This is a genomic window from Microcoleus sp. Pol10D4, assembly GCF_036701555.1.
In the GTDB taxonomy this organism is placed as follows: Bacteria; Cyanobacteriota; Cyanobacteriia; order Cyanobacteriales; family Microcoleaceae; genus Microcoleus.
This window is the reverse complement of sequence record NZ_JAUBRA010000016.1, coordinates 36,875-60,030: the sequence shown is the minus strand read 5'-3', so window position 1 is coordinate 60,030 and position 23,156 is coordinate 36,875. Positions and strand designations below refer to the sequence as shown.

The following is a 23,156-nucleotide window of genomic DNA, read 5'->3' as shown; positions in this document are numbered from 1 at the left end:
ATTCGATTCGCTAATTCAAGTACGCAAGTAAAACCGACAGCGAATCCCACAGCATACATATGGCAGTTAGTATTCAATCAGCTCAATCTATTTTTTCCAACACCGAGATCGCTAGCGTTGTTCCGGCTACCACGGAAGCGTTCTACAAACTCAGCGTTGAAGACCAACTCGCACTGCTCTGGTATGCCTACACCGAAATGGGCGTTTCCATTACCGCAGCAGCACCGGGAGTAGCCAGCATGGCGCTTGTTGAAGGCATACTGAGCGAAATCAAGCAAATGTCGCCGGCTGCTCAAAGCAAAACCATGTTTGACCTAGCCAGCAACGCCGACACAACAATTGGTCGGATTTACACTTCTTTGCGCGTCAATACCAAACTCGGTTTCTGGTACGAGTTGGGACAGTTGATGAAACAGGGCCTTGTAGCTCCGATCCCCGCTGGCTATCAAATGTCTCCCGAAGCCACCACAGTTCTCGAAACCATCAAAAAACTCGATCCCGGCCAGCAAATTACCGTACTTCGCAACACCGTAGTTCACATGGGCTACGACCCCGATTTCAGCCAAGAGTACGGCAAACGCTCAGCCCCCCGCAGCACTCCGACCGCTCCAGAAGAGCGGGTGAAAACCCAAATTGAGGGTATCAGCGAGCAGACTGTCCTCAACTACATCGACTACATGAACGCCTTCGACTTCACCCCAGCCGTCGGTTTATTTGCTGAAGAAGGTGCCCTGCAACCGCCTTTCCAAAAGCCGATCGTTGGTCGCGACGCTATCCTCAACTATATGCGGGAAGAGTGCATCGGACTGAAAATGATGCCGGAGCGAGGCTTATCGGAACCTGCAGAAGATGGCTACCGCCAAGTGAAAGTCACCGGCAAAGTCGAAACTCCCTGGTTCGGAGCGAATGTGGGTATGAACATCGCGTGGCGGTTTTTGCTCGATCCCCAAGGTCAAATTTTCTTTGTGGCGATCGACTTGTTGGCATCTCCGAAGGAATTGCTCAATTTGATCCGCAAATAGAATATTCTGGTTGGCTCTGTTAAACAGGCTTGGCCAGAAACCCAGATGCCTTTAGGTGTCTGGGTTTCTATCATTTTAGATTTGAGATTTTAAATTTTAGATTCAAGAATTGAAGGATGGGAAATGACTGATGGTATCAGGGTTGGCAACTTGGCTATACTTGGATTTTTTGGAAGTAATATTGATTTTGGTCGATCGCTCTGAAAGCTGCGATGACGCTCTCCGGTTCTCCTTTTTTAGGAGAATTATTTTCCTAACCCTACTTATATCTTTTGAGGGATTTGCTGCGGCAAAGATAATGATTAAAGTATACTCATTCATTTGAAATTACTTGTTTTATGACCGCAACAACTCGACCTATTTTAACTACCTCTATAAAGATTGCAGGCATCACCATTCCAGCCGTATTGCAATATTTTGAAACTTTAAACGCGGGCGATTTTGAAGCGACGGCTAATTTATTTGCCGATGATGGGGTTCTAAACGCGCCGTTTGAAGATCCAATTATCGGCAACATCTCGATCGCCACTTATCTTAAAAAAGAAGCGCGAGGAATGCAGCTAGAACCCGAGAAAGGTGTCAGCCAAATTTTAGAAGATGGCCAAGTAGAAGTTCAGGTCAGCGGCCGGGTGCAGACTTCCGCATTTGGTGTTAATGTCGGATGGCTGTTCTTGCTCAATTCTGACCAAAAAATCCTTTCTGTCACAGTCAAACTGTTAGCTTCTCCCCAAGAATTGCTAAATATGCGATCGCAGACGAAATTTGATGTTTGATAAGCTGTTTCACATTTAAATTGTCTATTTTGGTTTGACCTGTCGATCGCACGTAATAGCTAAAGTCGTGCGATTGACAGGTTAATCGGCTTTTTATCGCCAGAATAAGGCAGAAACCCGGTTTTTATCCAAATATTTGGTGAAGTGCCACTCACGGTATAAAAATCCCGTTTCTTGGCTATTGGTGCGATCGGGACTGGGAGCATCTCAATGAAAGCAGCCAAGCCCAAAATTGGAGTTAGGAGTCAGGAGTCAGGAGCCAGGAGAAAAGAGAAGGAAGGAAGAAGGAAGGAGCCAGAAGAAATGTTTTTACAAATATGAGATGCTCCATCGGGACTTTACCCCTACAATCTTACAGTCTCGCCTTGGGCGGACGATACTGCACGAAAAATTGGCTGTCACCGCACCGTGCCACAGACAGCCAAAGCGAGTCAAAAAGTGCATTGCCAATCACTAATCACTCCTGACTAATGACTAATTAAGATTTTTCCGGCAAACTCGCTTCCAACTTTAGACAGTTGCGACCGTCTATTTGCAAAGTGTAGTCCACCCGATCCATAAGTCTGCTCATAATCAGCCAGCCGTAGCCGCTTTCCTGTTTAGCTTCCGGCCTCGGGGGATTGTAAGTATCCATTTCGTAACCTTTACCGTAATCCCAAATTTCTAAACCAATATCCCTATTTTTTAAATTCAAGCGAATTAACACGGGCAAATTGGGTTGATCTTTGTGAGCATGGCGGATCACGTTAGAATAGGCTTCTGCTAACACCAAGCGCAAACGATTCGACTGACGCGGCCAATCGACGTGCTCTCCTAGCTCTACTTCCAAACTGCTCAGCAACCAATTTTCAACAATTGTTAAAAACCGCAAGTCGCTTGGCACATGAAGCTCAGTATTCATAAAAAAATCCCGTAAGTTTGAAAACCCTGTGTCTTCACACCAGGTATGAAACACGACGCGCCGAATGGATTCGGCCTCAATACTTGTCGCTACTCGGAGGATACTAGCCTTTTCTGTTTAAAAATCAGGCATTCGTCATTGGGTAGAAGGCAGAAGTTAAGAGTATAGTTGAAAACTTTTGTTATGGGCATAAAGCCCCTTAACAATTGATAATTACACCGAGACTGCAAGCAGCGAGGTATAAAAAATCTGTGTTTCAATCCTTGGCTTTTAAGCGTTGGTTTTTTCTGCTGACGAATGCCTTCTACCTTAACCCTTTACAGGTATTTAATCCCCCAGGAAAGCGATTCAGGAAACTAGCTGCGCCATCGCCGGCTAGGTTTTTTACTGTGGTTTTTGACTGTTGACGATAACGCCGTCCTTTGCAGGACTAATCTATGGGCCGTCAACAAGCAGGGCTTAAGTTTTTTCGGCTCTCACCCCCGACTATGCGTCGGGAGTCGCTGACAGATTCAAAGAACCTCCAGAGAGAGTATGGTTTGGTCGTCTTCCTGAACGGGATTATCGGCTCGGATGTGAGCCAACAAATTGTCCAAGTTGAAAGAACCAGGTTCCTGAATCAAGAGTTGCCAAAGCCCTTCTTGTTGTAGCATAGAACGGGTTGGTAAACCCCCTGCGACCGCTTCAGTGGTCACGGTAGCTTCAGTAATCCCGTCACTCGTCAGCAGAAATACATCTCCTGACTTTAATTCGATCGTACCTGCTTTGCCTCTCCAAACTGGTAGTATCCCCAAGGGAATGCCACGAGCTTTCAGGAAATTAGGCTCGGCTGGCGTTTTACCGCTAGCAGCTTGAGCTTTGACCTCCGAGTGAGACCAAACAATCGGGTAAATGTGACCGGCATTAGCAAATGCCAGGTGTCCCGTTGACGGAGTGTAACGAGCTACAACCATTGTAATAAAATGGTTGTTGCCGATCAGGTCGTCAGACATACTGCTATTCATGTTCTGCATAACTTGATCTGGCTCTGGAGAAACTTCTTGGGAAAGTTCCCGCCGCATCACCGAAATCGCGCTCGCCATAAATAGAGCAGCCGGAACTCCCTTACCCGAAACATCTCCCACCGCTATCCAAATATCCCCTTGGGAGTGGACGTAGACTTCAAAAAAGTCGCCACCAACTTCCCGCGCGGGATAGCAGCAAGCTTGCACCCTGACAGTTTCAAAATCCGGCCAACTTTGACGCAACAAGTTTGTTTGGATTTGGCGAGCCACTTCCAACTCATTTTGCATCTGCTTGGCTAAATCCAGAGTGCGCTGGTAGAGCTTAGCTTGAGACAAGGCGAGAGCAGCTTGAGCTGCTACACCTTCTATTAACTCTATATCTTCTGCCGACCAAGGGTTAGTGCCGCCAATCTGGGACAAAGCCAGTACCGCCAGCAATTCTTGCTGGTAAGTCAAGGGCACGGCAATCTCAACCGAGTTACCATTCCCCCCACTGTTTGAGTTCACTTGAGTTTGGCGGGTGGCTACGGCTTGAACCAGCAAATTTTCATCAAAAGAAAAGCTACTGGCATCGTCGGTTTGGGCTTGGTAGGGGAAGGTACTGGGCAATAGTCGATCGGTCTCTACCGGCCGCAGCATACAATAGTTGGCCTCAAAAGTTTGACCTACGGTTTGAACAATAGTTTGTACCATACTAGAGTAATCTAGCGACCCGCGAATCACGCTCATTACCTCATTGAACAGAGATTCCTTGCGTAAAGCGCGGCGCAATGCAACGCTGCGCTGCTTGTAGTATTTGTAAGTATCTGAGGCTTGATTGATCACCAATTTGAGTTCTTCTGGATTCCACGGTTTGGTGATGTATTTGAAAACTTGACCTGAGTTGATGGCCTCAACCAAATCTTCAACATCGGTGTATCCCGTTAGCAGAATCCGAATCGTATCGGGAAATCGCTCGACAGTTTTCCCCAAAAACTCGGTGCCATTCATTTCTGGCATCCGCTGGTCAGATATAATCACCGCCATCTCGCCCTGTTCGTCTAGAACTTCCAGGGCGCTGAGGGCGCTATCTGCTTTGTAAACCTGAAAGTCGCGTCGAAACGTCCGGTACAATAAATCCAAGTTGTCGGGTTCGTCATCGACTACCATCAGTTTCAGCTTGCTTCCATCTCCCCGACTCATCTTTCTTCCCCCTTGAAAACCCCCACCATAGCTGTAATCAGCAAGGTGGCGGGAGGAAAAGGGGGGCTGGATATATGCAACATATCAGTTACGTCAAGTTGAGTTAAAGAAACCCGTTTTACCTTAAGGTGAGCATTCCTTTCGCACCATCTGTTCGCACAACAGATGAGAGGCTTTCGATACTGTAACCCGCCTCGGTAGGCCGCTTCAATAGGGAAAATTCCCGAGTCAGCTTTCGCGCTTTGATACGAGCAACGACCGTGTGAGCAGTCGGTACTTTTCTAAACACACCAGCCTCCCCAATGACTAATTAATCCTCTGATTGCAGAGTTCTTAACTAGCTGGGCACTGTCCTCGGTGTGAATTTTAACACTTACTACTAACGCAGGTATTGCTACCTAAGTCTGGTCAACACCGGCTGTATTTCAAGCCCCACTGTACCCGGAGGGTTAGTGGTGGGTTGTTGGCGCTATTGCCTACATCTTTGCCGAATCGTACTTGATTGCTGCATACAAGTCTCCCTAATCTCTGAACTTTTTGCAGCAAGCATATTACTACTGCCGAATCAAGTTATTCTTTCTGCCAGTCTGAGCTTAGCAGAACGAGAGCGGGGATTTCTAGCTACTTCTTCGGATTGCGGCACGATCGGCTTTTTTGTCAGTACCTGCAAACTGGGTGTTCCTCTGAGTTGGTGCTTGACTGGTCGGTCTTCCAGACTGTGAAATGTAATGATTCCGATTCTCCCACCGGGTTTTAACCACCTTGGCGCCTGGTGGAGGAAAGTATCTAAAGACGCTAGTTCGGAGTTGACGGCTATCCTTAAAGCTTGGAAAGTACGGGTGGCCGGATGGATTCTGCCGTTGCGCTGCTTGGGAGGGAAGGATCGGGCGATCGCCCCAGCGAGTTCTGTGGTAGTTTGAAAAGGACGGCTTTCCACAATCCGCCTCGCGATGCGCCGCGACAGTCGCTCTTCACCGTATTTGTAAATAATATCTGCTAGTTTAACTTCTTCCCAGTGATTGATAATCTCTTCTGCGGTCAAAGATTGCTGCTGGTTCATACGCATATCTAGTTGAGCTGGGTGGCGAAAACTAAATCCTCGTTCCGGTGTATCGAACTGAGCCGAGCTGACGCCCAAGTCTGCTATGATACCATCAAATTCGGCTTCTGAGGACTGATATTCAGCAAAGTTGCCGTGCCAAAACTCAACGGGCGAGTTGGCAAATTGGGCTTGGCAAAAACGGATGGCTTGTTCATCGCGGTCGATCGCCATTACTGTAACATCGGCCGCCGCCGCTAAAATCAAACTGGTGTGTCCGCCGCCCCCAAGCGTCGCGTCCAAATATCGGCCGCCTGGACGCACAGCCAAACCCGCAATTAACTCTTGACCCAAAACTGGAACGTGATAGGTGTCAATACTGACATCTGATCCAAGGGTCTCCTTCTCAGAGAGCTCGATATCCTTCATAATCATAAAAGCCAAACAAAAATCAACAATAGCTAGTAATCATTAATTCATTTAATTATGTCAAGAATTGAGACTAGAACCGAACCGATGGTGCTCAACATGGGGCCGCACCACCCATCCATGCACGGGGTACTCCGGCTAATCGTCACCCTAGACGGGGAAGATGTGGTGGACTGCGAGCCTGTTTTGGGCTATCTGCACCGCGGGATGGAAAAAATCGCCGAAAATCGCACCAACGTGATGTACGTGCCCTACGTGAGCCGCTGGGACTATGCCGAGGGGATGTTTAACGAAGCGGTGACAGTAAATGCGCCGGAAAAGTTGGCGAATATTGCTGTCCCCAAACGGGCGAGTTACATTCGGGTAATCATGCTGGAGTTGAACCGGATTGCTAACCATTTGTTGTGGTTGGGGCCGTTTTTGGCAGACGTGGGGGCGCAAACTCCTTTTTTCTATACTATGCGCGATCGCGAACCAATTCTCGACTTGTGGGAAGCAGCCACAGGTTATCGCATGGTGAATAATAACTATTTCCGCATTGGCGGAGTTGCCGCAGATTTGCCTTACGGTTGGGTAGATAAGTGCCAAGATTTCTGCGATTATTTCGTTCCCAAAATTGACGAGTACGAACGTTTAATTACTAACAATCCAATCTTCCGCCGCCGGATTGAAGGCTTGGGTACTATTTCTCGCGAAGAAGCGATTAACTGGGGACTGTCCGGTCCCATGTTGCGCGCTTCCGGCGTTAAGTGGGATTTGCGGAAAGTTGACCATTACGAATGTTACGACGACTTCGACTGGGAAGTTTGTACCGAAGCTGCTGGCGATTGTTTGGCCAGGTATTTAGTGCGGATTCGGGAGATGCGCGAGTCGGTTAAGATTCTCTATCAAGCCTTGAAAGGACTCCCCGGTGGGTCTTACGAGAATTTGGAAGCGAAGCGACTCGAAAGCGGGCCAAAATCTGAATGGAATGGTTTTGACTATCAGTTTATTGGCAAAAAAGTTGCGCCGACTTTTAAGATTCCCAAGGGCGAACATTATGTCCGCGTTGAAAGCGGCAAGGGTGAGTTGGGGATTTATATTATCGGGGATGATAGTGTGTTTCCTTGGCGCTGGAAGATTCGGACTGGGGATTTTAATAATTTGCAGATTTTGCCTCACATTGTGCGCGGCGTGAAAATTGCGGATTTGGTGGCGATTTTGGGGAGTATCGACATTATTATGGGATCGGTTGATAGGTAGGTTTGGTCGGTTTTAATCTGAGAGTTTAACCCGGTTTTTTTGTGGAAACCGGGTTGAATTTTTTTTACCGCAGATGAACGCGGATAAACGCGGATGGATATCGATTAATATTGCTATTAACGTCGCTAAAATGTATCTTATTTCTCTCTTCTCTCTTCCTCTGTGCCCTCTGCGCCCTCTGCGGTTAATAAAAAAAATCTCTCCTTCACAAAGGAAATAACATCAACTTTGATTCGATAAATTATGAAAGTTCAGCAATCAGATATCAATGACAGCAACCCGGAACTCTGCGCTTTAATCTGCGAAAGAATTGCGGCAACTCCGCAGCAGCGAATTACTTTTGCTGAATATATGAATTTGGCATTATATCATCCGCAGCACGGTTATTACAATAGCGATCGCCAGTCGATCGGCAAACAAGGCGATTTTATCACGTCGTCTCATTGGGGTGCTGATTTTGCGGAGGTTTTGGCGGATCAGTTTGTAGAAATGTGGGAATTTCTCGTTAGCGGAGCCCTCGAAGAGGATCGACCTTTAAATTTCGCGATCGTAGAAATGGGCGCTGGGCGGGGAACTTTTGCAGCCAATGTGCTGCAATATCTGCAACGGCAACATCCCGATTTCTTTCATATTTTAGAATACATTATTATTGAAGTTGCCCCTGGACTTCAAGCGGAACAACGCCAAAGGTTAAGTGATATCAAGTGTGTTAAGTGGTGTAATTGGGATGACATAGTTAATAATTCAATAGTCGGTTGTTTCTTTTCTAACGAGTTAGTGGATGCTTTGCCCGTGCATCAATTCATTCTGGAATCAGGGCAAGTTAGGGAGATTTACGTTGCCGCAGAAACCCCAAAAAATGAACAAGAAGAGATAAACTTTGTTGAAGTAATTGGCGAAGTTTGCACGCCTAAAATTGCCGAATATTTGGATTTGGTAAGCATCGATTTGTCGGCGAGTGTTTATGGGGATGGTTATCGCAGTGAGGTGAATTTGGCGGCTTTGGACTGGATGAGTACAGTTGCTCAAAAGTTGCAGCGGGGATATTTGTTAACTATTGATTACGGTTATCCGGCGCACCGCTATTACAATCCGAGGCGCAGGGAGGGGACGCTACAGTGTTATTATCGCCACCGATATCACAGCAATCCTTATATTAATGTGGGGCGGCAGGATTTAACGGCTCATGTTAATTTTACGGCGTTGGAAAAGCAGGGTGAATTGTGCGGTTTGGATGTGGTGGGGTTTACTCAGCAGGCTTTATTTTTGATGGCGTTGGGTTTGGGCGATCGTATTGCTTCTCTGTCTACAAATGATGCGGAAGTATTGGATTTGGCAACGTTTTTGCGGCGCCGGGAAGCTTTGCATCAATTGATCGATCCGATGGGTTTGGGGGGTTTTGGGGTTTTGGTGCAGTGTAAGGGGTTGAAGGAAGAGGAAAAGGGGAGAATATTGAAGGGTTTGATGGTGCCTGAGTGATTATTTCAGATTGATTATTAACTAATTAAGCTGTTTTTTAACCGCACGAGCGATTAAAGGCGCTTTCTTTTCTAACCCTTCTAAATTAAGTTCGTTCTCTAGATACATCCGATACCACTCCTGACGTTGTTCTATAACCCATTCACTATTCTGAAGCTGTAACTTTTTGAGGGTAAATTCGGCTCGATCGCGCTCGTGGGAAGGAATTGCCTCAGTCAAAACCAACTGACAAGAAGGCAGGATAATCTCAAACCAATTATCTTCTACTTCAAACGGATCGAGAATTTGTCGATCGTAAGTTCCTTTGCAGCTATTTACCCGTTGCAAAGCATAGCGATAGTTTTTCCAGTCATAAATCAAATGCCGATTTTGTGCTTTACTTTTACTCAAATAATGATCTACAGTACCCATCCGACTCGGTATGTACATAACTGAATAGCCACAAAGATTTTGGAACTCTTTAGCTAATTGAGGTTTGAAGGAAGACCAAAAATCTTTTGGTTCTTTAGTAGGATTTTTAACTAACCAATTATTGCCGGCTTGTCGCACTTGTTGCTCAAAATCCGGTGGTTCCGGTGGCGGAATAAATCGCATCATCTTTACTCAACCTCGGTGCTCACAATCCATCGAGGCCAGAAGCGATCGTGTTCTGGTAAAACTCGCAGGAGTTCCTGATGAATTTGATCCTTAGTTCTGAGGTATTCAGGAAAAGTTTCCATGCTTTCTCCTCGCATGAAGGTATACGCAGCCTCAATCGCTATTTCTGCTTCGCGGGAACGAGCCTGTTTTAACCCAAAAATATCGGAAGTTAGCCAGCCAACAGCATCGCCATGTTTTGTCCAAGGAACTTCATTAAGAGTTACATCTTTACCTTGTAACTCAAACAAAAATAACTTATCTTGCTCCTCATCAAATTCAGGCTCGATTGAGGCCAGTAGCAGCGGAGAGTGAGTTGTAGCTATTAGCTGAAGTTTCATTTCATTTTCGAGGTTTGTTGCTACTTCTAAGATGGCTGGTAAGATTGATCGTTGCCACTGTGGATGTAAATGAGCTTCAACTTCATCGATTAAAAGAATTATCTTATCCAGAGGTTCTTGTTGCCGCAACTTAGAAGCCATTGTGTGTTCATAGCAAGTCCATACTAACAAATAAGCTAATCCTAAAATTCGCTTAATGCCCGCTGATGCGTATATAATCGGAACATTGCCATAGGGAAAATTTAAGGTAGGAATCTCACGCACATCCTCAACAGAAACCCTGATTGGTTCTCCCGGTTCCATCCATTCATCAGCATCGGGAGAAAGTTGTTTAATGACGCGAGATAATAGTTGGAATTGAGATCTGTCTGGTTGACGTTGCCAGTTCACCCAATCATGAATTAGACCATTACAGATAAATTTTCCTTCTGAATTAATCAATCCATTCCAAAGACTATCATAATTATTGAAGTGATAAGCTGCTAAGCGATTACGGGCAGGATCTAAGACTGAAAATCCATCAACACGGACGTAAATAATTAACCCTGTGAAACTAGAATAGTTGCCAATGTCTAACCACTTTTGTTCGGAAAAACTAAACAGACTTCGATATTTATCGGATTTTTTTTGATTGCTTAAAAGAGAAGTGATTTCCGGGGAATTGCCCTGTCCCTGCTGTGGCCAAGCTGGACTATCCGCCCATTTTCCAGTTAGTACCCACCAAGCAACATCCAGCAAAAAAGTTTTCCCCAAACCATTGTCGCCAGTAAATAAATTAATGCGATCGGCAAATTCTACATCGAACTGGGGGGCGGTTCCGACTTGTTTTAGATGAAGTTCTTTCAGCATTTTGAATATTCACTCTATCAGCTACATAATTAGCTCAATATTTAGAAATATTGTACTATAAACTACTTGCTGATTATAAAATATTTTCACTTGGTTCTAATTCAGCCCATTTCAATCGTTCTTGAATTGACATACCCTGCAACTTTTTACTCATTTCATATAAATCCACTTGCGGATAATTCCCCTTAAATAGCGGAATCAAAGACTCAACAACAGCAGCAATTCCCTGCGGCGGCACTGCATTGCCAATCTGCCGCCGTACTTCAGTCGTAGAACCTTCAAAAACAAAATCATCGGGGAATGTTTGCAATCTTGCCCTTTCACGATTTGTCAAAGAACGCGGTTCTAAATAATGATAACCCCAAGTTCCGCCACCTCCACCAGCAATGATTGTGGATGATGGTTTATCTGGATGAATTCGCCGATAAACATGACTGATCATGCCTTTGACATAGTATGGACTATCCTTGGGAATATCAGAGAAATTTCCCCCCGGTTTAATTCGATTTAAAATTTCAACGGTGCGGGCTTGAATTTTATGATGTTGGTTATTGTCAAGAACTGCTTCCACATTTTTGAGTGCTTCGCCCGCTGTTCGATAGGAATTTTTGCGATTTTGACCGTATTCTGGCTGAGGATGCACAAAGTTAAATCCTGTATCCATCCGAATGCCAACTAATAACACTCTTTGGCGAAATTGAGGAACTCCGTAATCCGCAAAGTTGTAGAGTTTAGGTTTAACTAAGTAGCCCGGAGCGATACTTTCAAAGTCAGAAATTATTTGTTTTATTGCTTGATAATTATTTGCACTTAATAAGCCTTTGACATTTTCTGCTACAAAAGCTTTGGGCTTTTTTTTATTGACAAAATCGAGAAAGTATGTATATAAATTGCCTCTGGTTCCTTCAAGTCCGGGGCGTTTCCAAATTAGGGAGAAATCTTGACAGGGGAACCCTCCTATACATATTTCTGCTTCGGGAACTTGTGCAATGTCTATATTTTCTATGCTGTCGTTGATAATGACATCAGCAATGTTTCTGCTGAATGTTTTGCAGGCGTGTTGATTGGAGTCGATCGCCCAAACTACCTCAAATCCGGCTTGGTGGAATGGCAAATCCATGCCGCCGCAACCAGAAAATAAGGATATGAGTCGCGGTTTTTTTGTCCAGGCGATCGCCTGGAGACGTTCGATTAACATAGGAGTGCAAAGTTAGCCAAGGGCGGGCTGGATGCCCCCACCACAAGAGTGTCATCATACCAAAACACGATCGAACTCGACCGATCGGTTAATATTTCACTCTTCGTCATCTAACTCAATCCCGGCTTGACGCAGTTTTTCGGCCAATCTTTCAGCGCGGAGTTTTTCGCGATCGGCCCGTTGGCGTTCTTGTTCTACTCTTTCTTCCGACCAAAGCAACAACTCGCCTTCTGCATTCCACCACCTCAACCAACAGCCTGTCCTTCCTTCGTGCGTTCCTTGCCACATTCCTAAAAACAAGTCTAATCCCGGTATCCAATAACGTCCGTTTTCATCAGGTTTTTGCAAGTTGTAACGCTCTGATTCTAAAGCGTAAACTTCTACATGAGCTGTTTTCGCTCGGAATATGACGTATCGGGGGACTTTGATTACTTGCTCGTAAAAAAACCACTTTCCCACCCGCGAGGTAAACTCTACGGAGTATTCTTCTCCATAGGTTTCTGAAAGAAATTCCATCACGATTTGGGGGATGGTTCCTTCTGTGTGTGGCGTGTAACTACGGCGGACTTGCGAGACATTTTTTGGATTAACGGGTTTCACGTACATCCAATCTGGTGCTTTACAGATAATACGCTGTTCGTCGCTGCTTGAACCTGGGAAACTTATGCCGGCACACAAGGCAAAGTTGGAAACAATTAAGGCCTCCTGCATTAATTCAGGAAATCCTGTTAGTGGCTGGCGCAAAGCGGCGGCTAATAATGGTTCGCTTTCGTCTTCCACTGGGTCGTCTGGTAGTTGAAAATCTTCTGGTAGTAGCGGCCAGGTGATTGTGAGTTGTGTTTCATAATTTTTAGTGGCTACAGACATAGTTTATCAGAGGTTAAATGTTTTAATGTTTAAATTATATCTCTTGGTTTTTGGGATTACTGTTAATGGCTTAATGACGAGGCAGAACCTCTGGATATGCGTTACCGGGCAGAGCCTGGTAAGGAGAGGATGGGAATTCAAAATCCCCCTGATTAAGGGGGATTTAGGGGGTCTAGACTGGGCTAAAACCGAGAGTTCTAAGGGTTGTTAATTTTCTGCTGTAGCTCGTTTGTCATTGCTAGTAGTTCAGATTGGGCGATCGCACTTTGTTCGCCACTCGCCAACCACTTCAATTGTACCGTCTCATTTTCAGCTTCCGCATCACCCAAAACCAAACACCCAACAGCACCGCTTCTGTCGGCTCTTTTAAACTGTTTTCCGAACGCACTGCCGCTCAAATCTATCTCAACACTAAACCCAGCACCCCGCAATTTTTGCGCTAACAAGATTGATTGCTGTTCGGCTTTATCGCCCCTAGATACCAAATAGAAATCTAACTTCGGCGCGGGCAAAGGTTGCAACTTTTGCAACAGGATAATCAACCTTTCGATTCCCATTGCCCAACCGACTGCCGCCGTATCTGGGCCGCCCAATTCCTTGACTAAACCGTCGTAGCGGCCACCACCACAGACTGTTGCTTGCGCTCCCAAATCGTCGGAAATGATTTCAAAGGCGGTGTAAGTATAGTAATCTAAACCGCGCACTAATCGGGGATTTAATTGATAGCTAATTCCTAAATTTGTGAGCATTTGCTGCACTTTATCGAAGTGATCTCGCGATTCGTCACCCAAATATTCTAAAATACTCGGCGCGCCCTTAACAATTTCTTGAGTGCGCTGATTTTTACTGTCCAATATCCGCAGCGGATTGCGAGTCAAGCGGTCTTGAGAATCGGCGTCTAATTCGTCTTTGTGCGGTGTAAAATAATCTATTAATGCTTGCCGATAATTTTGTCTGTCTTGCTTATTTCCGACGGAATTAATATCGAGGCGCAAATTGGTTAAACCGATCGCTTGCAGGATGTCGCAGGCGATCGCAATTACTTCGACATCCGCACGAGGATTCGCACTCCCCAAGACTTCCACGCCAATTTGATTGAACTGCCGCTGTCTTCCCTCTTGCGCGCGTTCGTAGCGAAACATCGGCCCCGCATACCACAGACGCTGCACGTCTCCCACCGCGTACAAACTGTTTTGAATAAAAGCTCGAACTACTCCGGCGGTGCCTTCTGGTCGCAAAGTAGTCGATCGATCGCCCTTATCCTTAAAAGTGTACATTTCTTTGCCCACAACATCGGTAGCTTCGCCGATGCCGCGTTCAAATAAAGATGTCTGTTCAAAAATTGGCGTCCGAATTTCTCGATAAGCCGCTTTTTTTAAAATGGTTCTAGCGACTTCTTCTATATTTTGCCAATATTGAATTTCAGCGGGCAAAATATCCCGCGTTCCCGGTAAAGTTTTAATTGCACTCATTTTGTTAGTCAGTTGTCAGTTGTCAGTTGTCATTAGTCATTAGTCATTAGTAATTAGTCATTAATTATTAGTTAACAGTCAACAGTCAACAGTCAACAGTCAACAGCTAACAGCTAACAATAACTAATGACTTAATAATTCCCACGCTCCATAACGATCGCCATAATAAGCCAAAATGCGATCGACCCGCTCGCGACCTGTCAAATCGAACCCTTCAGGATACAGTATCCACAAACCCCCAACTTGGCTGTCGTAGTAATCAAACCGCTGCGACTGCTGCGGAATTAAACCGGTTTCCACCCCTTCAACTTGACGCAAATGGATCGCCACTTCGCGATACACCGCCAGTGGCAATCCAGGGCATTGAATTTGATAGCGGAGTTGTTTTTCTTGTGCCGTTTGCATCATTTCTTTGCCTGTCCCCAACCTGATCCCCTACTTAAGATACTTCTTTATCGATCGGCCGCGGTAGAGGACAACAGTTAATATTGTCCAAACATACCTTTCCCCACTGCAACGCCCAGCGTACAAGCGTAACTCGATTGTCAGCGCGCGTCTTGTTCAAGATATTGCTAATGTGATTGTCAACTGTACGCTTGCTAATCTCTAACTTTTCGGCGATTTTCTCATTAGTCAATCCCGCCGCTACTAACTCTACCACTTGCAATTCTCTGTCCGACAGGGTGACAGGGGTTCCAGAGACAATCCCACTCATAAATTTTTCCTATGTCTGCATATTTACCTATCTACAATTCTAAAGGATGAGGGATCAAGTATGAAGAGAAAATTAAATTTGCTGTGCTACTTTTTCAGGCCAGAAGCACCAACTCGCTTGCAGAATCGCCACAAGTGCAAACCCAGCGCGCACAAGGCAAGACGGGCAGCCACTACTCCTTGTGCGTCGGGTGGCGGATGCTGCCTTTACCTACCTCCATCTGACATCCGGGCCCAACCTGCAGATGTTGGCGCGTAAAACAACTAACTGATACCCCCGCACTATATTTGAGCCTTTAGGGAGTAACTGCCAATATCAGTAAGTCTGATATTATAGGAGCAGCTATTAAAAAATAGCTTGCAATTTTTCTGGGATGGGTTAAAAATAATTATTGAGCTGTCTACTGCTGGTCTAAAATCTAAAATCTAAAATCTAAAATAGATATGACTTATCCTCGCGTTCTGTGTCTGGGTGAAATCTTATTTGATTGTTTAGCAGACAAACCAGGAGTATCTCTCGAAGAGGTAGAATCTTGGACGGCATATCCCGGCGGTGCTCCTGCTAATGTTGCCTGTGCTTTGGTTAAATTGGGGACGATGGCGGGATTTATCGGTGCTGTAGGTGGGGATGAATTGGGGAATTCCCTAGTGCAGGTATTGCAAGAAGTAGGGGTTGATATCGCTGGAGTGCAGCGACATCCAAGTGCGCCTACGCGGCAAGTTTATGTCTTGCGGAATGAAGCGGGCGATCGATCTTTTGCCGGTTTTGGCAAATTTGATACTGCGGATTTTGCTGACACCCGCCTCCTCGCTGCACAACTACCCGAAGTGCTGTTTGAAAATGCCGAATATTTAGTGCTAGGCACTTTAGAATTAGCTTATCCTGAAAGTCGAGAGGCGATCGTCCGAGCGATCGAACTAGCAGAACAGTACGACGTTAAAATTATACTTGACATCAATTGGCGTCCCGTGTTTTGGCCAAATCCAGACGAAGCAAAAGCGCGCATTAGAAAAATCTTAAAAAAAGTTGATTTTGTCAAGTTATCTGAGGAAGAAGCCGAATGGTTGTTTGACACTACCGATGCTGGAGCTATTACCTACCGTCTCGATTCTGTAGAAGGCGTTTTGGTGACAGCAGGCGAGAAAGGTTGCGCCTATTGTATCTCGGAAAATGAAGGAAAAATCCCCGCATTTACAGTAGATGTTGAGGATACAACAGGTGCAGGCGACGCATTTCTGGCTGGTTTTGTGCGACAGTTGTGCAAGCAGGGAATTAAGAATTTAGCCGATCCCAAAATAGCCCAAACAATTGTAACTTATGCCAGTGCGGTAGGTGCAATGACAGCGATGAAACCCGGGGCAATTAGATCTCAACCTACTGGGGCTGAAGTAGAAGCTTTCTTATATTTGTACAAAAATTAGGGCCGCAAACCTATCAGTCTGGAAACGGAGAGGGGGCTAATTTTGGTTCAGAAACTCGGTTAATCAGAAAAAAAAATAACTCTTATACTAAATCCGCCTTAAAAAACATCAATCCGGCTGTTTGAAATCCATACTATATATCAATCCTTGCAGGAGTCGTAAATTTTTTACCCCACCCCAACCTTCCCCGAACCTGCAGAGAGTCCGTAATAAATTCACAAATGATGTGAGGATTCCTATACAAACTATCCTCCTAGCTGAGAGAAACTAAGAAATCAAGGGGTATTTAAGCCAGATTTGGTATTAGAGGTTTTATTGTGGGCAATTAACCGCACATCAGATGATTTTTAATTTGGCGCAAGATTAACTCTAACGGCTGCGAAGCATCTATGATAATTGCATCTTCAGGTTCTTCGAGACTGTCTAACTGACTTAACAGCAAGTCTGCTTTCATGTAGTGATTTTCGCGAGTTTTTAACCTTGTGGCTAATAACTGAAAAGAACATTTTAGATAAACTATCTTCATGCGCTTTTGGTCTCGGTAGAGCATTTCGCGGTAAGATGTTTTTAAAGCAGAACAAGCCAAAACCACATTTTTATTTTCCAACAGCCACCTGTCTATTGTACCTTGCAATTGTAATAGCCAAGGAAGGCGATCCACATCTTCTAAAGGAATGCCCCGACTCATTTTATCGATATTAGCTGATGGGTGAAAATCGTCGGCATCGCTGAAATCCCAGTTGAGAGATTGCGCCAGCAACTTGCCAACAGTAGTTTTCCCAGAACCTGAGACTCCCATCACGATCGTAATCATGGCACCTATTTACCGAATACTTGCAATTTTATCAAGTTGTGCGATCGACAAACCGGGTTTCTTAAGTTGCCGGATGAATTCTACCACCCTAAAAAACTCAATAAACCCGGTTTATTTCTGATTTTAGCTCAAATTTCTTCCATAGTGGGTTTAATGAGATTATAAGCCAAAACGCCGATAATTCCACCAATCACTGGGAATACAATAAACGCCCACAACTGTTGGATTGCCCATCCGCCTTGAAAAAGTGCAACACCGATACTTCTAGCTGGGTTAACTGAAGTATTAGTTATGGGAATTCCGACTAAGTGAATCAACACCAGCATCAAGCCGATGGGAATTCCGCCCAAACCGACGGGATATTTGGGATGGGTAGTACCCATGATTGTAAATAACAGAAAAGCAGTCAGTACAATTTCCGTCAAAGCTGCTGCCAAAAGTCCGTAACCAGTGGGAGAATGTTCTGCAAAACCGTTAGATGCAAATCCAGACGCAGCAGCATCAAATCCTGGTTTTCCTGATGCTATCATGTACAAAACAAGACCGCCTAGAATTCCCCCTACAATCTGACCGCCTATATAATAAGGAAGCAAAACACCATCGATCAGTTTGGCAACTACTAAACCGATGCTTACCGCCGGATTAATGTGGCATCCAGAGATAGGCCCGATCGTATAAACCATGATTAAGAGAGACAGGCCAAAGGCGATCGAAACTCCCAAAAAGCCGATTTTGTCTCCAGCTAAGACCGCACTGCCACATCCACCTAATACCAACACAAAAGTACCAAAAGCTTCAGCAACCCCAATCTTTATTTTTTTGTTCATACTCACAATTTGCGGAAGTTTCTAATCGGTCAATTTCGCACCCATACGAGTTCTAAGTATAAAAAATAGAACTCGAATTTGTTTCATTTAGCGCAACAATACTTATGAAAATTATTAGCAGCGTATAGCTCTAATGATTTTCATAAATTGTATGGGTTTAACTGAGAACGCGAAATTGGGAATCGATAAATTAGCTCAAACATACTCTACTATGTAAAAAATGTCAACACTTAGCTAATTATTGGTTTAAATTGTGCAATTTTCTATATTCAATTTACAATAATTAACTTGACTTTTTCCCTAATTATGCCATCGTAATTTTACTTATTGTTGCTGATTATCCGATCGCACTTGCAGCTAAAACATCACTGCTAACCGGCTGGTACATCGGGCCTTTGAAGGGGCGAAAGTCTTGCTGGCAATCGGCAGTAATCTTGCACAGCAAGCGAAACTGTAGCGGCGTTGGGGGTTGATTGAGGCGATCGACTTCTACGCGAACTAATTCTCGATCCTGCGAGATAATTTTCAAAATATCCCCGCAAAGATAGCGCGGACAATAGCCTACAATCCAGTGATCTTCAGTACACAGAAGCAAAGCAGAGGAATCGTGCCGATTTTGAAATTCGTGGGCTAAATACAAAAGTTCGCCCACTTGAAGCCCATTAATCCGTTCAATTGCCGGCTTGGGAAGGTGTCGCAGTCCATGTGCAAAAAAATGGATGCGGTAACGTCCATTTTCATCCGGTTCGGGACAGGGGAATACCTCAAAATTATCAGTTACCCGTTTCCCTCCGCTGCGGGCCAATAAAGCAATTGGGTCATCTTCGTGTTGAGGGATATTCAACCACTGTACAAATTCAGGGTAGTCAGGGCGCGATCGCGGCCGCACTCGATTGGAAAACAAGGGAAACAGTTTCTGTGAAGTGTAAACCTTACTGAAATCAGGGAAAGATGGCAAGGGTTTAAACCAGCACTCAAGTAGAGCTTTTAGAACACCATTTGTATAATTGAACTGGTATTCTTTACCGTTAAATGTCAATCGACCAATCGGAAACCAAGAACGGCTGACCGGGTCTTGCCAAGCCAAAAATAGTGTTTTCAAAGCAAATCTCCTGTCAATTCAAGTAGCCTTTCTCTGTTAAAATTAAGTATTTGTTGAGAAAAGTCAATGGTAATTTGTGAAATGCGATGGCGCGGTATCCGGTTAAAAATGGCTAGCGTATCATTAGATGAAATCCTCGCAAGGCAATTTAGCCAAACTTGGGCTGCTTGGGGATAGTATAGCGCTGCTTCCCAGAATGCCTCAAAAGTCTTGAGACGCTTTGGTCTATTATCGCTAGCATATAACTGAGAACAGCATCTTTTAGCATAAGCTTGGACAGAATAGCCAGTATCTTTTGTAATCAGTCTCTTTTGCCGTTGTTCATCAGATATCCGCACTCCCAAACTAGAGGCATGGTCGTGAGTTGGTGCTAGATATCTGGCGATATTTAAAGTAGGATCACTTTCTGGTTTATCTAATACACCCCAATTTTCTGAGTGACGGTCTGTATTGCCAATCCAGGCATCTAATAGCAAATATCCGATAAAAGTTTCTATTGCTGTTTCTATCCCGACTGGCGGAACCCAATGGAGGGGCAAATTAACAGAATTGTCTGCGATCGCATTCAACACAATATCAACTTTGTGCCGTGCGTTCGCAGACAAAACTTGATTCCCAGGAATGAAACTGCCACCATCGGGCAAAAATGATGGTGAGACAGTTCCGCGTTGACTTCTCCAAGTTGCCAGTTCATATTGAGCATGGGGCAGTCCGAGCAATTTGCACAACTCGGCTGCAATTTTTTCTGCCCAATCTTCACCTGTATTCGGTCGAGACTGTTTGTACAAGCAGCGACCAAATTCTGAGTGATGGAACCAGAATTTATTCTTAGTTCCCATTTGTTCTTCTTCAGATAGATCGTAATCAGATTCTGGAACAACAATAACCGGAAACTCATCAGCCATTGTGTCAACCTTAAAGAATGCTAAAAGCAACTATCTAACACAGGAATTCGCGCGGATCTGTGACGTGCCCAGTCAGCGCCGAAGCGGCGGCCGTATAAGGCGAAGCTAGATAAACTTGCGCTTCTTTATTCCCCATCCGACCGGGAAAATTGCGGTTAGTTGTAGATACACAAATTTCGGGTTCATTCATCCGCCCAAAAGTATCTTTCGGGCCGCCCAAACAAGCGGCGCAAGAAGGCGCTGCGGGTTCGATGCAACCAGCCGCTAAGAAGATTTCCGAAAGGGTTTGACCTTCGTATTTGGTGACAAACAAATCTTCGTAAACTTTCTGAGTTGCTGGTACTAAATAAGTCGGAACTTTGACTTGATTTCCTTTGAGAATGCGGGCGGCATTCAGAAAGTCGGAGGTTTTGCCGCCGGTGCAGGAACCGATGTAAACTCGATCGATCTTGACATCGCGACAGTTGCGGGCTAAGTCGCGGTTGTCGGGAGAGTGCGGTTTGGCGACAACTGGTTCTAATTTGCTGACATCGTAGGTGCGATCGCTATAAAATCTAGCATCCCCATCGCTGTAAAATGAATCGAAGGGTTTGTCAGTCCGCGAAGTAACGTAATCAAACGTAGTTTTGTCGGGCGCAACCGTACCGTTTTTACCGCCAGCTTCAATCACCATATTGCACAGCGTCATCCGTTCTTCCATCGTCAAACGCTCAACTGTATCGCCAGCAAATTCCATCGTCCGGTAGTTAGCACCAGCAACGCTAATATCACCAATAATCTGCAAAATTAGGTCTTTTGCTAACAAATAATCCGGCAGTTCGCCGTTGAACACAAAGCGCATGGTTGCCGGAACTTTGATTAACAGTTTGCCGGTTCCCATGATAAAAGCTGCGTCTGTATTGCCGATACCGGTGGCAAATTGTCCGAAAGCGCCGGCATTGCAGGTGTGGGAATCGGTGCCGAACAGCACTTCGCCGGGCCGGGTGTGGCCTTCTTGTGCTAGCGCGATGTGGCAAACTCCTTTGTAGTCGGGATTTGCTTTGAAGTCCGATCGATCCGTGATGTCGTAAAAGTATTTTATCCCTTGTTCTTTGGCAAAATCACGGAGAATATCGACGTTGCGGTTAGCGCGTTCGTCGTTGGTGAAAATGTAGTGGTCGGGAATTAGGACGATTTTGTCGGGGTTCCAGACTTTAGCATTCTCACCGAATTCGCGTTTGAAAACGCCGATGGTGCCGGGCCCGCAGACATCGTGGGTCATCAACACGTCTGTTTCTACCCAGATATTTTCTCCGGGCTCAACTTTAGTGCGGCCTGATGCTTTAGCTAAGATTTTTTCGGTCAGGGTCATTCCCATAGTTCGATCGCTCTTTTTTATTAGATGCTACAAGTGTATTGTAAGCGAAACATTATCTTAAAATAGAAATTATCAGGTCTCAAAGATCGGGAGTAATGACGATGACCTTGCTGACGTTACCCCTAAAAGTTAATCTCGATCGCGTTCAATTTACCGATGAGCAGTTTTATCAACTCTGTCTCAGTAATCCTGAATTGACCATCGAGCGCGATGCTGAAGGAAGGTTAATTGTGATGTCTCCAGTTGGCGGCGATAGCGGTAGTCGCGAGATGGATCTCGGCGGTGAAGTTTATATTTGGAATCGCCAAACCCAACTAGGTAAGGTGTTTAGTTCTTCCACGTTATTCAAATTGCCCGGTGGAGGATCTCGTTCTCCTGATGTAGCGTGGGTGGAATTGTCTCGCTGGGAAGCACTGACTCCAGAACAACGACAGAAATTTCCCCCCATCGCGCCGGATTTTGTGATTGAACTGCGCTCGCGATCGGATAATCTGCAAACCTTACAAGATAAAATGCTGGAATACCTGCAAAGTGGGGTGCGGTTGGGTTGGTTGTTTAATCCACAGAATCAGCAGGTAGAAATTTATCGACAGGGACAAACAAAAGAGGTTCGCTCTTTACCAACACAACTTTCTGGAGAAGATGTTTTACCTGGATTTGTGCTGGAATTTCCATTATTTACCGACTGAACGATAAGAGGCGATCGCTCTTGGTTAAATGATAGTTTTACCATGCCCGGTTGTTGATGGCGATCGGGTTTTAATTGTGGGTGAAAAAAATTTAATAATACAAGACGATCGTGTCCTCAAACATCAAGCTTTGCCAATCCCAAATAGCGCACACCTTCCGGCGTCACGTCAAACCGGCAAGGCAAAATCTCTACACCTTCACCCATCGCCTGTCTGAACAATTCTCCGTAAATGCGATCGGCACTATCCCCCGGAGCAAAATCAGTACAATCCCCACGATTAATAAAATACAGCATTACAGCCCTCGAACCCTGCCGCACCACTTCTATCAATTCTCTCAAATGTTTCTGTCCCCTCTCCGTCACTGTATCGGGAAATAGAGCCAACTGCTGTTTTACCCAAGTTGTATTTTTCACTTCCAGAAAAATCGGTTTTTCCTCACCAGTTAGCCAAAAATCTACTCTACTTTTTTTATCAGTGCCGTAAACAACCTCCGGTTGAATTAAACTGTAATTGCCCAACTCAGGAAACAAACCTAATTCTAAAGCTAACTTAACTACTCGATTTGGCAGCCCAGTATTAACTCCCACCCAAGTTGGCACAGTGTCGCAAACTTTAATTAATTCCCAAGTATAAGCTAACTTGCGTTTAGGATTGTCGCTTGGAGATACTAGCACTGGATTGCCCGGAATATAAACACCAGTCATCGGGCCAGTATTCGGACAGTGCGCGGTGATTATTTCTCCCGAATCTAGTTCGATTTCTGCAAAAAATCGCTTGTAACGTTTGATGAGAATTCCGGGTAAAAGAGGAGGATATTGGTAAATTAAACCAGTCATTCGATTTTAGATTTTAGATTTTAGATTTTAGATTTTAGGTTTTAGATTTTAGC

The 23,156-nt window shown here is 45.0% G+C and carries 23 protein-coding genes; 7 read left to right on the top strand and 16 right to left on the bottom strand.

Annotated features, from left to right (window positions below; all coding sequences use genetic code 11):
- Positions 1 to 59 precede the first annotated feature (59 nt).
- The gene (locus QUA36_RS11165) at positions 60 to 1,022 is read left to right on the top strand and encodes an orange carotenoid protein N-terminal domain-containing protein (RefSeq protein ID WP_333163887.1); all 963 of its coding nucleotides are present in this window, start codon (positions 60 to 62) and stop codon (positions 1,020 to 1,022) included.
- A 338-nt stretch (positions 1,023 to 1,360) separates the two neighbouring features.
- The gene (locus QUA36_RS11160) at positions 1,361 to 1,795 is read left to right on the top strand and encodes a ketosteroid isomerase family protein (protein WP_333457397.1); all 435 of its coding nucleotides are present in this window, start codon (positions 1,361 to 1,363) and stop codon (positions 1,793 to 1,795) included.
- A 478-nt stretch (positions 1,796 to 2,273) separates the two neighbouring features.
- Here QUA36_RS11160 and QUA36_RS11155 read toward each other — a convergent pair whose 3' ends face one another.
- The 3 genes from QUA36_RS11155 to rsmH all read right to left on the bottom strand — a co-directional run bounded on the left by QUA36_RS11155 (position 2,274) and on the right by rsmH (position 6,350).
- Positions 2,274 to 2,696, bottom strand: a complete 423-nt coding sequence (locus QUA36_RS11155) for an ATP-binding protein (protein ID WP_006633914.1) — start codon at positions 2,694 to 2,696, stop codon at positions 2,274 to 2,276.
- 512 nt (positions 2,697 to 3,208) lie between these two features.
- Positions 3,209 to 4,882 (bottom strand): SpoIIE family protein phosphatase, encoded by a 1,674-nt coding sequence (locus QUA36_RS11150; RefSeq protein WP_333457395.1) that lies wholly within the window; start codon positions 4,880 to 4,882, stop codon positions 3,209 to 3,211.
- Positions 4,883 to 5,447: 565 nt separating this feature from the next.
- A complete protein-coding gene (gene rsmH, locus QUA36_RS11145) occupies positions 5,448 to 6,350 on the bottom strand; it encodes a 16S rRNA (cytosine(1402)-N(4))-methyltransferase RsmH (RefSeq protein ID WP_333457394.1) in 903 nt (300 codons plus the stop codon).
- Between the two features lie 57 nt (positions 6,351 to 6,407).
- On the opposite strand from rsmH, the gene QUA36_RS11140 reads away from it, so the two are divergent.
- Together QUA36_RS11140 and QUA36_RS11135 are read left to right on the top strand one after the other, a co-directional pair.
- Positions 6,408 to 7,592: an NAD(P)H-quinone oxidoreductase subunit H gene (locus QUA36_RS11140; RefSeq protein WP_333163876.1), complete on the top strand. Its 1,185-nt coding sequence runs from the start codon at positions 6,408 to 6,410 to the stop codon at positions 7,590 to 7,592.
- Between the two features lie 243 nt (positions 7,593 to 7,835).
- Entirely contained in the window at positions 7,836 to 9,071 is a 1,236-nt protein-coding gene (locus QUA36_RS11135; protein WP_333457392.1) for a class I SAM-dependent methyltransferase, read from the top strand.
- A gap of 21 nt (positions 9,072 to 9,092) precedes the next feature.
- Here QUA36_RS11135 and QUA36_RS11130 read toward each other — a convergent pair whose 3' ends face one another.
- The 7 genes from QUA36_RS11130 to QUA36_RS11100 form a co-directional block, all read right to left on the bottom strand.
- The gene (locus QUA36_RS11130; RefSeq protein WP_333457390.1) at positions 9,093 to 9,668 is read right to left on the bottom strand and encodes a hypothetical protein; all 576 of its coding nucleotides are present in this window, start codon (positions 9,666 to 9,668) and stop codon (positions 9,093 to 9,095) included.
- A 2-nt stretch (positions 9,669 to 9,670) separates the two neighbouring features.
- Positions 9,671 to 10,897 (bottom strand): AAA family ATPase, encoded by a 1,227-nt coding sequence (locus tag QUA36_RS11125; protein ID WP_333457388.1) that lies wholly within the window; start codon positions 10,895 to 10,897, stop codon positions 9,671 to 9,673.
- Positions 10,898 to 10,970: 73 nt separating this feature from the next.
- On the bottom strand, positions 10,971 to 12,095 hold the full coding sequence (locus tag QUA36_RS11120) for a DNA cytosine methyltransferase (RefSeq protein WP_333457387.1): 1,125 nt from the start codon (positions 12,093 to 12,095) through the stop codon (positions 10,971 to 10,973).
- Positions 12,096 to 12,191: 96 nt separating this feature from the next.
- Positions 12,192 to 12,962: a Uma2 family endonuclease gene (locus QUA36_RS11115; protein ID WP_333163866.1), complete on the bottom strand. Its 771-nt coding sequence runs from the start codon at positions 12,960 to 12,962 to the stop codon at positions 12,192 to 12,194.
- A 197-nt stretch (positions 12,963 to 13,159) separates the two neighbouring features.
- Entirely contained in the window at positions 13,160 to 14,434 is a 1,275-nt protein-coding gene (gene hisS / locus QUA36_RS11110; protein WP_333163864.1) for a histidine--tRNA ligase, read from the bottom strand.
- Positions 14,435 to 14,557: 123 nt separating this feature from the next.
- Complete coding sequence (locus QUA36_RS11105; protein WP_333163930.1) at positions 14,558 to 14,839, bottom strand: hypothetical protein; 282 nt, start codon at positions 14,837 to 14,839, stop codon at positions 14,558 to 14,560.
- A 34-nt stretch (positions 14,840 to 14,873) separates the two neighbouring features.
- The gene (locus QUA36_RS11100) at positions 14,874 to 15,149 is read right to left on the bottom strand and encodes a photosynthetic electron transport-dependent transcriptional regulator PedR (protein WP_006633901.1); all 276 of its coding nucleotides are present in this window, start codon (positions 15,147 to 15,149) and stop codon (positions 14,874 to 14,876) included.
- 60 nt (positions 15,150 to 15,209) lie between these two features.
- On the opposite strand from QUA36_RS11100, the gene QUA36_RS11095 reads away from it, so the two are divergent.
- Complete coding sequence (locus QUA36_RS11095) at positions 15,210 to 15,407, top strand: hypothetical protein (RefSeq protein WP_333163862.1); 198 nt, start codon at positions 15,210 to 15,212, stop codon at positions 15,405 to 15,407.
- A 185-nt stretch (positions 15,408 to 15,592) separates the two neighbouring features.
- The gene (locus tag QUA36_RS11090) at positions 15,593 to 16,570 is read left to right on the top strand and encodes a carbohydrate kinase (RefSeq protein WP_333457384.1); all 978 of its coding nucleotides are present in this window, start codon (positions 15,593 to 15,595) and stop codon (positions 16,568 to 16,570) included.
- Between the two features lie 325 nt (positions 16,571 to 16,895).
- Here the strand turns inward: QUA36_RS11090 and QUA36_RS11085 are convergent, their stop codons facing one another.
- The 5 genes from QUA36_RS11085 to QUA36_RS11065 form a co-directional block, all read right to left on the bottom strand.
- Positions 16,896 to 17,384, bottom strand: a complete 489-nt coding sequence (locus tag QUA36_RS11085; RefSeq protein ID WP_333457382.1) for a gluconokinase — start codon at positions 17,382 to 17,384, stop codon at positions 16,896 to 16,898.
- A gap of 128 nt (positions 17,385 to 17,512) precedes the next feature.
- The gene (gene aqpZ, locus QUA36_RS11080; protein ID WP_333457380.1) at positions 17,513 to 18,211 is read right to left on the bottom strand and encodes an aquaporin Z; all 699 of its coding nucleotides are present in this window, start codon (positions 18,209 to 18,211) and stop codon (positions 17,513 to 17,515) included.
- Between the two features lie 337 nt (positions 18,212 to 18,548).
- The gene (locus QUA36_RS11075) at positions 18,549 to 19,313 is read right to left on the bottom strand and encodes an HIRAN domain-containing protein (RefSeq protein ID WP_333457378.1); all 765 of its coding nucleotides are present in this window, start codon (positions 19,311 to 19,313) and stop codon (positions 18,549 to 18,551) included.
- Positions 19,310 to 20,218, bottom strand: a complete 909-nt coding sequence (locus QUA36_RS11070; protein ID WP_333457376.1) for a hypothetical protein — start codon at positions 20,216 to 20,218, stop codon at positions 19,310 to 19,312. Before QUA36_RS11070 ends, QUA36_RS11075 begins: the two co-directional genes overlap by 4 nt.
- A 34-nt stretch (positions 20,219 to 20,252) precedes the next feature.
- Positions 20,253 to 21,575: a 3-isopropylmalate dehydratase large subunit gene (locus QUA36_RS11065; RefSeq protein ID WP_333163846.1), complete on the bottom strand. Its 1,323-nt coding sequence runs from the start codon at positions 21,573 to 21,575 to the stop codon at positions 20,253 to 20,255.
- Positions 21,576 to 21,676: 101 nt separating this feature from the next.
- Here QUA36_RS11065 and QUA36_RS11060 point away from each other — a divergent pair, with 101 nt between their 5' ends.
- Positions 21,677 to 22,264: a Uma2 family endonuclease gene (locus QUA36_RS11060; protein ID WP_333163844.1), complete on the top strand. Its 588-nt coding sequence runs from the start codon at positions 21,677 to 21,679 to the stop codon at positions 22,262 to 22,264.
- Between the two features lie 116 nt (positions 22,265 to 22,380).
- Here the strand turns inward: QUA36_RS11060 and sfsA are convergent, their stop codons facing one another.
- Positions 22,381 to 23,103: a DNA/RNA nuclease SfsA gene (gene sfsA, locus QUA36_RS11055; RefSeq protein WP_333163842.1), complete on the bottom strand. Its 723-nt coding sequence runs from the start codon at positions 23,101 to 23,103 to the stop codon at positions 22,381 to 22,383.
- Positions 23,104 to 23,156: the final 53 nt, after the last annotated feature.